We start from the raw sequence: 14,387 nt of genomic DNA, 5'->3' as shown, positions 1-14,387 counted from the left end.
ACACTAATCAATGGCCCCAATGCTATTGCAGAAAGGCAAAATTGTCAATTCCGCCCCTTCCAAGCTTTATACCACACTGATCAAGAATCGGTACGCGCCAGGCCATGCTCTCTGTGTAGCATAACCATTTGTGAGGTTACACTACTGATGCGAACAGACTGATTACCGTTGCAACACATTGGACACACAACCTCGAAACCCGCGTAGGAAGCTGCGTATGTCACAGGGCTTTTTTGATTCTGGTTGCACAATCTTCGGCGCGAGGACGGTGCCGTTCCCACATTGTATGTGTAGCTCGTCATTTACTACATCACCGATCTGCGCCCCGGCAAGCTCGTAGTTATCGGCTTCCAAAAGTTTAACTCGCTTACCGTCCAAAAAGAAAAACATCCTCGGGTAAAATGCCCTAACCTGCCGACATATATAATCCGCGGCATCGTTGAAATTCACACAGAACTCTGAGGGTTTCGCGGCATAGGTGGCCCCGGCATCATCCTGGCTTACGGACCTCATGGTATCTAAATTATCCAACACTTTAAGGAGCATTCTACCACCCATGCTTGATAGCCTCTCGCTCAGCGCGACAATGTTCTCCCGGCTACCTATGGGCGTGCTTTCCTGCAAAAAGATATCTCCGGCGTCCAGTCGCTCATTTAACTGCATTATGGTAACCCCGGTCACCGCGTCTCCGGACAATATTGCGTGTTGCATCGGCGCTGCGCCTCTCCACCTAGGCAGCAGGGAGGGATGGACATTTATGCACCCGAAGCGGGGAACTTCAAGCATCCACCGCGGCAAGATCATTCCGTAGGAGGCCACAATTATGGCATCAGGCATGTACTTTTCAATTATGTCCCGTTCGCTATCAGAACTAAGCGACGCTGGTGACCTAACGGGAACATTATGCGCATCTGCATAGGCATGCACTGGTGTTTTCGTCAACAGATGCCCTCTGCCCGCAGGTTTTGGGGCCTTGGTATAAACAGCTAAAACCTCATGCTGAGAGCCTATTAGAAATTCGAGAGTCGGCACAGAGAACTCTGAAGATCCCATGAAAATTACTTTCACAACACCTCCACAACTAAAGGCCGGACACGCAATTTTGGGCCATAGCTCCCAGAGGAGACGTACACGCAACAGAAGCCGGCAAGCCTGATTAGAGTGTGGGGCTGGCAGGATTTGAACCTGCGGCCAACTCGTTATGAGCGAGCTGCTCTAACCCCTGAGCTACAGCCCCATCACTAGCCCATTGTACGACACCGCACGCAAATTACAACGAGTATTCCGGTTCTAGTGGACCAAAAACCACCGGTCAAGCACCCTCAACCACATGCACACACGCCAGCCGAGCGCACAGGCTATAAAGCCAACACCGTAAACCTACACGAACAAGGCTCCGGCATCCCCGGACCCACAACACAAAGATCCGCACGGAAACCGCGCACACTCCGCGTCACACAATTCTACACCAAGCGCGTGGAGAGCCTGGGCACCACCCACAACACTACCAAAACATATGCAACGTGCCACGCACACCGCAACCTAGCACCAACAGCACGGCAACGCGGCCGTGTGCGTCACAACCGCCTCCTAGTTGAACAGGGTGCAGTCCCCCCCTTCATCAACGCTGGGGACCTTGTCTACAAACACCTCATCCTCGCTCAACGGCACAATCTTGCCCATGAGGGCGCCCTGTATCACCTCATCAACGCTAGAGACCAGCACTATTTCCATGCACCGAGTGACGCTTTCCGGAAGCTCGATAATGTCTTTCTTATTCTGGCTAGGAATTATAGCAGTTGTAATCCCACCACGCAGCGCGGCCAGCAACTTTTCCTTCAAGCCACCTATGGGCAACACCCTACCCCTCAGTGTAACCTCGCCGGTCATAGCTACGGTATTCTTCACGGGGATACCCGTCATGAGTGAGACTATAGAAGTGCACATCGCAATGCCGGCAGATGGCCCATCTTTGGGGGTAGCCCCCTCGGGAACGTGGATGTGTATGTCATTGACTTGAAAATCCCTAGACTTTATACCAAACCCTACGCACCTGGATCGAACGTAGCTATAGGCCGCTTTTACAGATTCCTGCATAACCTCGCCAAGCTTTCCGGTATACTTCACGCCCCCCTTACCCGGCATGGTTACAGACTCTATAGTAAGCAGGTCCCCACCGGTGTCGGTGTATGCAAGGCCTGTGACCACACCAACCAGGCTGTCCTTCTCTATAATGCCGAAATCATACTTACGCACTCCCGCATACTTGCCGATGTTGTCAGAGGTTATAGACAGGCTGGTTACGGTCTTAGTTTTATCAGTTAAAATCTCCTTCATTCCCTTCCTCATAAGAGAAGCCAGCTCCCGCTTCAGGTTCCTGACTCCGCTCTCTCTGGTGTAGAACCTCATGAGATCATAAATCGCCCCATCGGAGATTTCCCACTCCTTGTCGCGCAAACCGTGTTCCTTGCGCAGGCTGGGAATCAGGTGTGACTTAGCTATATGCAGCTTCTCTTCCTCGGTGTAACCAGATAGCTGTATAGCCTCCATGCGATCCAGCAGCGGCTTTTGCATATTAAGGCTGTTTGCAGTTGCAACGAACATCACATTAGAAAGGTCAAACTCGACCTCCAGATAGTTATCCACAAAGTGCTTATTGTGGTCCGGATCGAGCACTTCAAGCAGCGCGGCGGTTGGATCACCCCTATAATCAGATCCTACCTTGTCAATCTCATCTAGCAAAAACAAAGGGTTGCATGTTTTCGCTTGCTTTAACTGTTTGATGATCTTCCCAGGCATTGCCCCAACGTACGTCCTGCGGTGCCCACGTATTTCGGACTCATCATGGATACCACCCAGGGATACGCGGACAAACTCGCGCCCAGTGGCTTCTGCTATAGATTTCGCAAGTGAAGTCTTCCCCACACCTGGAGGCCCAACAAAGCATATAATCGGGCCTTTTGGCTTTTTCACCCTTTTGAGGACAGCCAAAAATTCCAAAACCCGCTCCTTTACTTTGTCCATGCCATAGTGGTTCCCATTGAGAATTTTCAGTGAATTCTCCATGTCTATCCTGGTATTCTTAAACTTGCCCCAGGGGAGATCTAGCAGCCACTTGAGATAGCTGGAAATGATGTTAGCCTCAGGCGACATCAAGTTCATCTTTTTATAGCGCTTAAGGTCGCTTAAGGCGCGTTCCCTGGCCTCTTCAGAAAGAGACACGGTGTTTATCTTCTTCTCAAACTCACTCGCGGAGTCGCTATCACAGCAAGCACCGTCGCTTTCTTCCAGTTCGCGCTGTATGGCCTTGAGCTGTTCGTTTAGGTAATACACCTTGTGGGTAGATTCAACTTGCGACCTTACCCTATCATCAATCTTCTTTTGGGCATTAAGCACGCTAATTTCTAGCTTCACGAGGCCAAAAACCATATCTAGGCGCTTGACGACGCAAAACTCCTCCATCACCTTCTGCTTATCTTCAACGCTGATGGTGAGGTGGGATGCAACAATATCGGACAGGTGCCCTAGTTTTTTTATTTCATATGCGGAGGCAACAACCTCAGACTGGGTTTTTTTGCTGAGCTTGTGCCATATATCGAACTCCTTCAGCACAGAACGCTTCAGCGCTTCTATCTTGTTGTCTATGGTTATGCTCTCATCATCCTCAACAACCTCAACCTCCGCGCTCAAAAAATCATCACCATCGATGAAATTCAGAACCTTGGCTCTGTTTTCGCCCTTAATCAGAACCTTCAACACTCCATCAGGAAGCCTTAGCAATTGCACCACATCTGCGACTGTGCCAACCCTGTACAGATCATCATTACTCGGGTTGTCTATGGAGCCATCCACTTGCGTTAGGAGTAGAATTTTACAGCAACTATCATTCTTGGCAGCATGCTCCAAGGCACTTACAGATTTACCCCGACCTACGGAAAGGGGCATGACGACCCTGGGGAAGACTACAGTGTCCCGCAGCATCAAAACAGGCAGCGACAAAACCTTACTCTCTTCCATAAAGAACCCCCACCTTACCTAGCCACTCTCAAAACAGTTTCTGCTCATCATAACATCCTCAACCATGGCAGCGTCGACAACAACCTTACCGCCCTCGCAGCCTAAAGGGTTAAACATGAAGTCGAGTAACAAAGATTCCATAATGGCCCGTAATCCTCTGGCTCCAGTATTCCGAGCAACAGCCTTCTTTGCAACAGCTAAGAGAGCTGCGTTGTCGAATTTCAGCTCAAGGTTGTCCATTTCAAATAGCTTAGTATACTGCTTAACCAAAGAGTTCTTTGGTTCCACTAATATGCGATAAAGGGTTTCCTCGTCCAGCCTGCCCAGGGAGGTGACAACCGGTATCCTCCCGACAAACTCTGGTATCAATCCAAACTTTACGAGGTCCTCAGGTTCAGTATAGCACAAAATGTCCTTGCGTTTATCGGCGATCTTTTGAACATTTGCTTCAAAGCCCATACAGCTGCCGCGATTCCTCGCCTCAATAATTTTCTCAAGGCCGTCAAACGCCCCACCGAAAATGAACAGGATGTTATCAGTGTTTATCTGTATAAACTCCTGGTGGGGGTGCTTCCTGCCGCCCTGAGGTGGAACAGAAGAGACGGTGCCCTCGATCACTTTCAGCAATGCCTGCTGGACTCCTTCCCCAGAAACATCGCGGGTTATTGAGGCATTCTCCGACTTCCGTGAGATTTTATCGACCTCGTCAATGTATATAATGCCCCGCTGTGCCGCCTCCACGTTAAAGTTGGCAGCTTGCAATAGCTTAAGCAGAATATTTTCTACATCCTCACCAACGTACCCGGCCTCGGTCAGCGTTGTGGCATCCGCCATGGCAAATGGGACCTGCAACACTCTCGCCAGCGTACGTGCGAGCAAGGTCTTCCCCGAGCCAGTTGGGCCTATCAGCAACACGTTGGATTTTGATATCTCAACCTCGCTGATGACTCCAGAATTTCGCAGACGCTTGTAGTGGTTGTAGACGGCAACCGACAGCACCTTCTTGGAGTGCTCCTGCCCTATGACGTACTCGTCCAACACCTGCTTTATCTCCGGAGGCTTTAGGTCAAACCCACCCTGCCTCGCGGGCCTGCCTTCTTCCTGCAATATCCCGCTGCAGAGCTCTACACACTCGTTACAGATGTAAACTCTAGGCCCAGCTATGAGCTTCCTCACCTCGCTGTGAAGCTTTCCACAAAACGAGCAGCTATAGGCGCCTTTTCTAGCCTCTGACATCCATCTTTCCTATATCTGCTCCCCTCCCCGCTTGTCTATCACCTTGTCGACTATACCAAAATCTTTGGCCTTTTCCGCAACCATGAAGTTATCGCGCTCCATGCTGCTTTCTATTTCCTCAAGGGATTTTCCAGTATGCTTGACGTATATCTCGTTCAGCCTGCGTTTGATCTCCAATATCTCCCTGGCATGTATTTCTATGTCAGTAGCTTGGCCGCGGAAGCCACCAGAAGGCTGGTGCACCATTATCCTAGAATTTGGAAGTGCATATCGCATACCAGGCTCCCCACCTGCCAACAGCAGCGCGCCCATAGACGCCGCCTGGCCCAAGCACAATGTGGATACCTTAGGCTTTATATACTGCATGGTGTCGTATATAGACAGGCCCGCGGTGACCACTCCCCCGGGAGAGTTTATGTATAGAGATATGTCCTTCTCGGGATTTTCAGCCTCGAGAAACACGAGCTGCGCTACAATGAGGCTGGCCATATTGTCTTCCACGGTGCCGGTTATGAATATTATCCTCTCCTTCAACAACCTGGAGTATATATCATACGCGCGCTCTCCCCTGCTGGTCTGCTCAACCACCATCGGTACTAAGTTCATAATTTCCCTCTCAAACCCCCACAAAGCACCAGGACCAACAGCTCCCAGCAAAACTCTAGATACTCTCGAAAAGCGACTTTAGATCTCCGGCGGGCACATTCTGCCTTTCTTTCTTGGCCTTGGCAACCATATATCTGACCACCTTGTCCTCAAGCACCTTCCCCCTTATGTGATCTCTAACTCCCTGATTAGACCTCAAAAGTTTGAGCACACTCTCCAAACTTGCCCCGTAGTTCAGATAGTTAGACTGAACAAACGCCGAAATGTCACGTGCCTCCACGGCGATGTTGTTATCTTGAGAAACCTTCATCAACAGCATACCCAGCCTCACGCGCCGCTCAGCTTCTTTCAAGATGCCATCTTCCCCCATGGCTTCAAGCTCGCTCGGGGCAAGTTCACGCCTAATCCTAGCGGACTCTTGAGACACCACAGATTCCGGAACTTGGCCTTGGTAGATTGTTTCCATATGGTCAAACAACTCTTTACGCATCAGAGCATCGCTCATGAAGGCAAAACGGCCCTTTAGGCTTTCGGTGGCAAAGTTTACCATATCTTCAGCGCAGCCAAACCCGCAACTCTTCGCTAGCTCTTCGCGGTCACCAACGTCTTTGGGGACCATGATGCTCACAAGTTTAACTGACATCTCAACTTCTTTGCCTGCAAAGAGCCTCACTCTATAATCGCTCGGAAACCCAAGCTTGAACTCCTTGACGTCCCCAACCTTCATCCCGGTTATTTTGTCTTCGAACTCCTTGGGTAGATGGCCCCCGCCGAGCACTGCCACAAAGCCCTTCGCGCTTCCGCCCCTCAGTGCCTTGCCCTTGAACGAACTGTTATAGTCGATTACAACCTTGTCTCCAGCGGCTGCGCGCCGTTTTGGGCTATCTGACACGACAAAACTAGGGTATCGAGCTTTGAGTTCGCCAATAAACTTCTCGACATCCTCCTGCCCGACCTCTGCCTCCATTTCCTTGAGCGCAATGTCTTCTGGATTGACGGATGGAACCTCTGGCATCAGTTCAAACTGCAGCTCGTATACCAGATCCCCACCTTTCCCTTCTGTAGAGCACACCTTGGGGTGAGAAGTGATCCTGACCTCTGAAGTTACAACATCCCCAAAGCCGCCTTCCTGCATGAACTGCGATGAGGCGTCGTCAACAACCTTAGAAAGCACCTCTCTTACGACATCTTCGCCGCAATTGCGCCGCACAAGGTCCAGCGAAACCTTACCCTTCCTGAACCCATCCATTCTGACATTTGCTGCAATCTCGCGCAGCCTGTCATCCACCTGCTGCTCCAGGTACTCGTTACCGACAGTAAACTCGTACACCCGCTTCAGCTTATCACTCAAGACCTCTTTTACAACGTAGAACCGCTGCATAAAACACTCCACCACAATTAAGGGAGCACACAGGATGCGGATAGAGGGACTTGAACCCCCACGGGCCGGGCCCACTAGGACCTAAACCTAGCGCGTCTACCAATTCCGCCATATCCGCACGAGCAGCCCGGGTTTGCCGCATTGGACTACTCTCACTTAAAGGCATAGCCGCGGCGGTAACCCAACTACTAAGCCCCAGCACCACCCCCTAAAAACTCTGACACAGGATGCTCCAGCAAAAGCGCTGAGTGGTTCCGGCGTGATTCGAACACGCGACACACTGATTAAGAGTCAGGTGCTCTACCGCTGAGCTACGGAACCCTAAAGCAGCGGAACGCGAGCTACCACAGACATCTCCGCACCACACCGCTTCAGCGGTCCTTGATACTACCATACTAACGGTATGTCAATAGCAAGATCGTCTTCACTACAGACTTGACTGCAAGGTTTATTGGTTTATAATGCGGACCGTTTGTTTTTGGCTTGCATGGCGCGTGGCCCGGCGTTAGGGGTCCCTCGCCTCTCGGTGGGTTTTTGTGGTGGTTTGTATGAGATTTTCTAGGGTGGTGCTCCTTTTGCTTGTTGCTGCGTGCGGGTTGCAGGGATGCGGCGGTCTGTTTTCCAAGGGAGAGCGCAGGATTAAGAGTCCTTGTGTCAGGGCTAGTGGCAGCCAGACGTGTGAACGCCACCCAGTAAACCAGTGGTGGCTTGGGTGATGCTCCCTGGCCAGTGGCCGCTGGCGCTTTGTCTCCACCCTTGCTGCTGGTATTTGCCGCGCCGGCGTGCCGCGTAGTCCTTTTTTGTCCGCGTTTGCGCGGTGTGTATCCACTGTGTGGGTGTGTGGCAGGTCGCCTGTGGCTCCGGGCACTGCAGGGAGCGCAGCAGCTCTCGTGTTTTTTCCCTTGATAGTTTCTAGTGCGGCGTGTGGTGCCTTTTTGGTGGTTGTAACGTTCGTCCTGGGCTTGTGGGCCGTAGCTCGCTACCTTGCAGATAAACCCGGAAGGCATGACCCTGCTGAGGTTGTTGTTGACGAGGTCTGCGGACAGACGCTTGTGCTTGTGATACCCTGCATGCTCACACAACATGGCGTTTTTGGCGTACACTTGCCTAGTGATGCGCTACATCAGACAATCCTTCTATGTTCCGGGTTTGTGTGCTTTAGAATTTTTGACGTGGCAAAGCCGTGGCCGGTATGCATGGTAGATGCCCAAGTAGGGGGAGCTCTGGGCGTTATGCTTGACGACATATTCGCTGCTATACCGGCGTCTATTGCGTGTCTCGCAGTGGTGAGCGCAAGCTCTATGTAGGAGGTGAATCCAAAATGCATTTCTCTTCTTTAGCCACGGACAACCTGAGGGAGTACATGTCGTATGCGATTAACATGTCAGGGGGGACAGTCCGCAAAGTAGGTAATTTGATACTCACAATAAACGGTCGTCCGGACTCCTCCTTTAACTACGTATTCCCCACAGATGGAACATATGAGGAGTGCGAGCAATCTGCCAGAAGTACCCTGGACTACCTGGAAAAAGAAAAAATCGACACGACCTGGGTTGTGGATTCCCACACTAAGGAGTTCAGTAGGGCAGTAAATAAATTAGGGCTCGCCGCACCAACAGTGGTGAAGAAGGCATTTATGAAGATACCAACGCATGCCCATATTAAGCATCACGGCCCAAATCTTGTGCTAGAAGCTGTCAGCACGGATTCTGCACTAACTGAACTCGATTGTATGGCATCGAAAATTTTCTATTGCAATATAAACGATCTGGCAATACTGTTGAGGGGGATGGTTAGGCATAAGCCTTCGAACCTCAGGTTCTTCCTTGCTAAGTTACACGGTGCTACTGTGGGGCTGTGTGGGATGTACGTCCGTAATCAGGTAGTGGGCCTTTATAGCGACGGGGTGCTACCGGAGTACAGGAATATGGGCATAGCTAGTGATATGGTACTACAGAGATTAGAGATGGCCAGGGAGTTATACAGGTGCAGGTACGCCGTGGCGCAGTGCGTCAAGCGGTCCGTAGATCTGTACTGCAGGTTAGGGTTCAGGATGACTGGAAATTTGTCGCTGTATGCCTCGCTCATGGCATGAAGCATAGCTGGGAAAGGTAGACTAGTGCTCGGTGGAGGAGTATAAGAGAAAGTTAGTTAATGTTTACGTATGCTGCCGGCTATGTATTGGTCTTTGTCCTAGCAGTGCTGGCGGTTTTCTGCTTTTATGCTAGTTTAAGCATAAGCGATTTTCGCCACAATAACAATTTGCTCACAAGTCTGCTGCTGTCTCTTGGGGACGGGTTCTATCTTTGGGATGAGAAAAAGCGGGTGGAACGCTTCTCTCCCAACTTGCAGATGCTGCTGAACAGCGTGTTCTGTTCCTTCAATGAACTGGCAAACTTCTTTGAAGAGTCCGATCAGCTGAGGAAAAACTTTACCGAAGCGCGCAAGATCAACAAATCTTTTACGATGGATCTAAAGGGGAAGGACGCAGAAATTTATTGCTCGTGCTACGGGCAAAGCATAGTTGACGACCAGGACAAGATAGTCGGTGTGTTGCTGTGGATCCAGAATGTGACCGGGGGAAGGTCGCTAATCGCAAGCCTCAATCGCAAAAACACAAAGCTGGCACAGGAACTTAGCAACTGTAGCAGCGTAATTGATGCACTACCCTACCCGGTGTGGAAAAGAAACAAAAATGCCGAAGTGGAGCTGCACAATCCTTTTTATCTGAAGTTGGTACAGAACAACCAGGGTGATACGCTAGTCAAGCAGCTCAGTTCCAAGGTTGCGGGCAGCGAAACCGAATTTCAGGAAAAGGCATTCATGATTGTCGATAACGAGAGAAGGCTCTATTTACTAACAGAAGTGAAAACCTCGGATGGAGGCTCTGTCGGATACGGGCAAGACATCACACAAAGCTGGCAGCTCACACAAGAAGTAAAAGGCCACTCGAAAGCGCAAAAGAGCCTTCTTGACAGTCTGCCATGTGCTGCGGCTCTCTATGGTAGCGACGGAAGATTGCTGTTCTTCAATAGCCACTTTAGCAAATTCTGGCAACTGGACCAGTCATGGATGAGGGGCGGCGCAATCTACTCAGAGATTATACACAAGATACATGAAAAGGAATTTGTGGATGACGGGTCTTTTGAGCTACTCAAAAAGCAACAGTATGAGCTCTTCGGTAAGCTAGCGGAGCCGTATCATGACGCTTTAACCCTGCAAGACGGTACCGTGCTGGAAATCTCTGTGGTTCCCAACCACAAACAGGAGCTCCTATTTCTCTACAGTCGCGCACAAGATTAGCTCTCACACCCCGAATATCGCATCACGGTTCGTTGCTAAACCGTACGTCGCGTAGCCCTGGCACTTGTACAGCGAGTGCAAAATCGCGGACATTACAACGGACCACAAGCCGAGAGCAGGAGTATACGATTCCGAATTTATATGCGAAACGTGTGATATGGGACCAACTTCCCAACGATAAGATCCAGAACAATGAAGGAAGGCGCGACTACAGCAGCGGGAAGTGCACTACCCCGTCTTGGCCAGTTCACCTAGTTAACCTTCCGACGCCAACACGAACCACACCTGCAAGCACAATGGCAGCATACACGCGCGGTGGTGCCCATGGGGAGACTTGAACTCCCACGACCGCAAGGTCAGCGGATTTTAAGTCCGCAGCGTCTACCATTCCGCCACATGGACAAAAGGGGTAGCCACTACCCGGAAAAGAACTCAACGACCAAATTCACTTCCATGTTGGCAGGATAAGGAACCTCGCAATACTTAGGTACCCTGAGATAACGCGCAGAGCGCTGTGCAGTGTCAACCTCTAAATGATCTGGAACGCGCCTCTCTTGCGACTGTATAGCAGCAAGCACCATAGGAAGCTCTGTTGCCCGTTCTCTTATTTGCACAACGTCACCAGGCTTCACCGAAAAACTGGGTATATTCACCACCTTGCCGTTTACAGTCACATGCTTGTGGGAAACCAACTGCCGTGCAGAAAACACAGTGGGTACAAAACCCGCGCTGTATACAACCACAGCAAGGCGTGACTCCAAAGCCCCAACTAGATTATCACCAGTGTCACCCTTTCTATTGTAGGCCCTGAGGAATGTATTCCTCAGCTGCTTACTAGACATCGCGTAGTAGCATTTAAACTTCTGATGCGCCGCGAACTGCCTACCAAAACTTGAGAGCTTCTTGTACCCCATGCTCCCATGTTGGCCCGGAGGATAATTCCTGGTAGCAACGGGGTCCTTGGACCTCCCCCAAAGGTTTACCCCCAACCTACGACTCGCCCTGTATTTTCTCTCTACAACCGCCACAATACAACCTACACAACAACAACCGAATGGAGAATGAGAACACCCCCACAGCTCCACGATGCGAATTAACGCCATACGGGGAGGAAGTATGATCATTTTAAGCAAGTGTGTCAACCAATTTCGTATCCAATCATGAGCCACCTAAATGGCCATCGTAGCGCCTGCATTGAATGATAATTGCCCGCACGTGTATGGGCCGCACACCTTGGCAGTTAGTTTACCAACAATACAGCTGGAACCCAAACTGCGAAACGGATAGTTTGTCTTTGACTGCAACACCAGTTACGATAACATCCTGCAACGTACTTTTTATGAGAGTCAAATCCATGAAGTGGGTTGATGTGGAAGATATAGCTTGCTCGCTGGAAGATGCCTACCCAAACCAGGACATTTTCGCCCTCAGATTCACCGAGTTAAAGTCCATGGTGGTCGGTTTGCCAGAGTTTGATGATGACACCGACGGGTGCAACGAAAAAATCTTAGAAGCAATACAAATGGCTTGGAGCGCAGAAAGGGATGAGTGATTCAAGCTCGCCCTACTCGTTCCAATCATACATAGGGCATATTTTTGTTAGCCGTGTCTTCGCCCCCCATGAAGAACATGTGTGGGATGCAGGAACTTCGCGGGGCCAGTTTTGAAATCGGGGCCAGCTACGTGGGCAGAGCCTGCAAATAAGCGACTGTTCCTCGCCCTCAACCCCGTGGCGGGAGCGTTCGGAGGAACCGTGCCGACCAGCCCTTAGAATTAACACCCGGTCAATAGCGGGAAGAGCAGAGCGGGCAAATCGGTGGAGTATTGTTTGTCGCACGTATTTGGTCTACAGCAAATGTGGAAATTCGCTGGGTGTCGGTAGGCCGCCGCACTTTTTGCCTAGCTCGTAAACTTTTCGGCCTACGGTTGGTCAGCAACGCACACGGTCAGCATATTTTTTGGGCATACCGGCACCAGAGCCCGGCTAGATATAACATACTTATAATTATTGAACCAAGCTCACTAATATTATACAATGCCTGCGGGTTGCTGCCCGTACTGTCCCACAAAGTTGCTAAGGGTGAAGGGGTGAAGTACTTAAACTGCCTGTTGGGGGCGGGTTGCGCTGCTGTCCTCGTGTTTGTCATGCGGCCCGTGCTGCCATTGTGCTGCGTTGCAGCCGTGCTGGCGTATTTGCTGAACCCCCTGGTGAATAGGCTAGAGTCCATAGGTCTCCCCAGGCCTGTTTCGTCTTTCGCAATAATATTCTCTTCGGTCGGTGTGTTTGCAGCCCTATTGGTATTTTTGGTACCAATAGCGTATTCCCAAACGCTAGCACTAGCCAAGCTACTTGTTGACAAGTTGCCCTTCGCGGGTGTTGAGGGTATAAAAAACGCCCTGCTGGCTTATGATATGTTACGTTACGACGGGGTCATTGGCGCGATGAACCCCGAAGCGCTGTCCCCCCATAACCTTTTCAGCGGCAACCACGTAGAGTTTATCAAACTGCTTGACGGCTTGTACAAAAATTTCATCAAAGTAGCCGTTGGAGTGGTACAATCCGGGGTTGGGATTGGGACAATCGCTGCAAAGGTCTTCATTACCCTGCTGCTGTTATTCTACATTTTGGGAAGTTGGCCAATCGTGGTAAAAAACGCCCTTCTCATGGTCCCCAGGCATTATCTAGAAGGCTTTTCCCATTGCATGTCAAAGATTGACAGCATAGTATCCGCATACATAAGGGGCCAGACCACCGTGTGTCTGATTATGCTAATATACTACTGCATATGTTTTGCAGTAGTGGGGCTAGAATACTCTTTGGTACTCGGCGTCATATCTGGCATCATGACGTTTATACCGTATATAGGACCAATTCTGTGTGCCTCGCTCGGTGCTTGCCTGGCCATACTCCAGGATTTCAGTTGGACCGGCACTGCGGCGGTGATATTGGTATTTGTGGTTGGGAACGTAGTAGAATCGAACATCATCACTCCGGTCCTGCTTAGCAAAAAATTGGATCTGAATCCCGGGTGGGTGGTAATTGGGATGGTGGTTTTTAGCGCGCATGCCGGCCTTTTGGGGGCGCTAGTTTCCATTCCGGTCACTGCAATTGTGAGCGTTTTGACGCATTTTGCTGTGGAGAAGTACAAACACAGCAACTTCTACCTTGGTAAGTGAATGTACAGGCAACTAAAGCTGTTTGACACACAGGAAGTGCACTCGTACCAATGCTCTGACTACATACTTTTGGACCACAATAGGCACACTTACAACCTGTTAATGAACACCTACAGTTGGGGTTGTTTCGTACTCTACGGAAAATCTGGTTCGGGAAAAACTCACCTAGCACACATGTGGCAAAAACTCAGAAAGGCAAGCTTCATATGCCACGGCCAGGTGATAGGCGAAGCGATAGGCACCATAAGAGAAAGCAGCGCTGTTATCATTGAAGACATAGACAACCTAAGGGATGAATCGTGGGTATTGCACTGCTATAACTTTGCGCGCGAAGCCGGAAAACCCCTTTTGATGACATCCTCACTGCCGCCGCACATGCTCAATTACCAACTGAAAGACTTGGAATCTCGGATAGTATCCGCTATGAGTGCAAGCCTTGCCGATCCGGACGAGGAATTATTGCGGATAATGCTGGTCAAATTATTTACCGATCGGCAGATGCACATAGATGTTCGCACTGTTAACTACATACTCAACAATGTTGAGCGGTCATTCAAAAAACTTAGCGATGTGGTAAACCTTATAGATACTGAATTGCCAACCAACGCCAGGGGTGTTACCATTCCGTTTGTTAGGTCGGTAATTAGGAGGGGCGGTCCTGTATAGA

General features: G+C 50.3%; 12 protein-coding genes and 4 tRNA genes. 6 read left to right on the top strand and 10 right to left on the bottom strand.

Annotation, left to right across the window (positions count from 1 at the left end):
* Positions 1-162: 162 nt before the first annotated feature.
* From fmt to AMF_RS06195, 8 genes are all read right to left on the bottom strand, one after another.
* A complete protein-coding gene (gene fmt / locus AMF_RS06230) occupies positions 163-1,068 on the bottom strand; it encodes a methionyl-tRNA formyltransferase (protein ID WP_010263215.1) in 906 nt (301 codons plus the stop codon).
* 96 nt (positions 1,069-1,164) lie between these two features.
* Positions 1,165-1,237 (bottom strand) — tRNA-Ile (locus AMF_RS06225).
* Between the two features lie 353 nt (positions 1,238-1,590).
* Positions 1,591-4,017, bottom strand: coding sequence for an endopeptidase La (lon, locus tag AMF_RS06220; protein ID WP_010263197.1), 2,427 nt, complete (start codon positions 4,015-4,017; stop codon positions 1,591-1,593).
* Between the two features lie 18 nt (positions 4,018-4,035).
* Positions 4,036-5,253 carry an ATP-dependent Clp protease ATP-binding subunit ClpX gene (gene clpX, locus AMF_RS06215; protein ID WP_010267228.1) on the bottom strand — a complete coding sequence of 406 codons (1,218 nt, stop codon included), beginning with the start codon at positions 5,251-5,253 and terminating at the stop codon, positions 4,036-4,038.
* Between the two features lie 9 nt (positions 5,254-5,262).
* The gene (clpP, locus tag AMF_RS06210; protein WP_010267227.1) at positions 5,263-5,859 is read right to left on the bottom strand and encodes an ATP-dependent Clp endopeptidase proteolytic subunit ClpP; all 597 of its coding nucleotides are present in this window, start codon (positions 5,857-5,859) and stop codon (positions 5,263-5,265) included.
* 55 nt (positions 5,860-5,914) lie between these two features.
* Positions 5,915-7,240: a trigger factor gene (gene tig / locus AMF_RS06205; protein WP_010267224.1), complete on the bottom strand. Its 1,326-nt coding sequence runs from the start codon at positions 7,238-7,240 to the stop codon at positions 5,915-5,917.
* Positions 7,241-7,275: 35 nt separating this feature from the next.
* Positions 7,276-7,358, bottom strand: a tRNA-Leu gene (locus tag AMF_RS06200).
* 131 nt (positions 7,359-7,489) lie between these two features.
* Positions 7,490-7,561 (bottom strand) — tRNA-Lys (locus AMF_RS06195).
* A 533-nt stretch (positions 7,562-8,094) separates the two neighbouring features.
* Between AMF_RS06195 and AMF_RS06190 the strand changes: the two genes are divergently transcribed.
* From AMF_RS06190 to AMF_RS06180, 3 genes are read left to right on the top strand one after another with little or no spacing between them, the layout of a single operon-like run.
* A complete protein-coding gene (locus AMF_RS06190; RefSeq protein ID WP_237696977.1) occupies positions 8,095-8,547 on the top strand; it encodes a phosphatidylglycerophosphatase A family protein in 453 nt (150 codons plus the stop codon).
* 14 nt (positions 8,548-8,561) lie between these two features.
* Positions 8,562-9,335 (top strand): GNAT family N-acetyltransferase, encoded by a 774-nt coding sequence (locus tag AMF_RS06185; protein ID WP_010263183.1) that lies wholly within the window; start codon positions 8,562-8,564, stop codon positions 9,333-9,335.
* Between the two features lie 59 nt (positions 9,336-9,394).
* Positions 9,395-10,543 carry a hypothetical protein gene (locus AMF_RS06180; protein WP_010263179.1) on the top strand — a complete coding sequence of 383 codons (1,149 nt, stop codon included), beginning with the start codon at positions 9,395-9,397 and terminating at the stop codon, positions 10,541-10,543.
* Positions 10,544-10,859: 316 nt separating this feature from the next.
* Here AMF_RS06180 and AMF_RS06175 read toward each other — a convergent pair.
* Positions 10,860-10,945 (bottom strand) — tRNA-Leu (locus AMF_RS06175).
* Between the two features lie 14 nt (positions 10,946-10,959).
* On the bottom strand, positions 10,960-11,574 hold the full coding sequence (rpsD, locus tag AMF_RS06170; RefSeq protein ID WP_029209777.1) for a 30S ribosomal protein S4: 615 nt from the start codon (positions 11,572-11,574) through the stop codon (positions 10,960-10,962).
* Between the two features lie 323 nt (positions 11,575-11,897).
* On the opposite strand from rpsD, the gene iscX reads away from it, so the two are divergent.
* From iscX to AMF_RS06155, 3 genes are all read left to right on the top strand, one after another.
* The gene (gene iscX / locus AMF_RS06165) at positions 11,898-12,095 is read left to right on the top strand and encodes a Fe-S cluster assembly protein IscX (RefSeq protein WP_010263173.1); all 198 of its coding nucleotides are present in this window, start codon (positions 11,898-11,900) and stop codon (positions 12,093-12,095) included.
* Between the two features lie 494 nt (positions 12,096-12,589).
* Entirely contained in the window at positions 12,590-13,720 is a 1,131-nt protein-coding gene (locus tag AMF_RS06160) for an AI-2E family transporter (RefSeq protein ID WP_223822687.1), read from the top strand.
* Positions 13,721-14,386 carry an HdaA/DnaA family protein gene (locus AMF_RS06155; RefSeq protein WP_010267213.1) on the top strand — a complete coding sequence of 222 codons (666 nt, stop codon included), beginning with the start codon at positions 13,721-13,723 and terminating at the stop codon, positions 14,384-14,386.
* Position 14,387: the final 1 nt, after the last annotated feature.

The sequence above is a fragment of the Anaplasma marginale str. Florida genome (assembly GCF_000020305.1).
Classification (GTDB): Bacteria; Pseudomonadota; Alphaproteobacteria; order Rickettsiales; family Anaplasmataceae; genus Anaplasma; species Anaplasma marginale.
Note: the sequence above shows the minus strand (reverse complement) of the source record. Positions and strands in the feature narration are given on the sequence as shown.

Coding starts and splice junctions, on each gene's coding strand:
- clpX (WP_010267228.1), bottom strand. CDS start 5,253: ATGTCAGAGGCTAGAAAAGGCGCCTATAGCTGCTCGTTTTGTGGAAAG.
- clpP (WP_010267227.1), bottom strand. CDS start 5,859: ATGAACTTAGTACCGATGGTGGTTGAGCAGACCAGCAGGGGAGAGCGC.
- lon (WP_010263197.1), bottom strand. CDS start 4,017: ATGGAAGAGAGTAAGGTTTTGTCGCTGCCTGTTTTGATGCTGCGGGAC.
- AMF_RS06155 (WP_010267213.1), top strand. CDS start 13,721: ATGTACAGGCAACTAAAGCTGTTTGACACACAGGAAGTGCACTCGTAC.
- tig (WP_010267224.1), bottom strand. CDS start 7,240: ATGCAGCGGTTCTACGTTGTAAAAGAGGTCTTGAGTGATAAGCTGAAG.
- AMF_RS06180 (WP_010263179.1), top strand. CDS start 9,395: ATGTTTACGTATGCTGCCGGCTATGTATTGGTCTTTGTCCTAGCAGTG.
- AMF_RS06185 (WP_010263183.1), top strand. CDS start 8,562: ATGCATTTCTCTTCTTTAGCCACGGACAACCTGAGGGAGTACATGTCG.
- iscX (WP_010263173.1), top strand. CDS start 11,898: ATGAAGTGGGTTGATGTGGAAGATATAGCTTGCTCGCTGGAAGATGCC.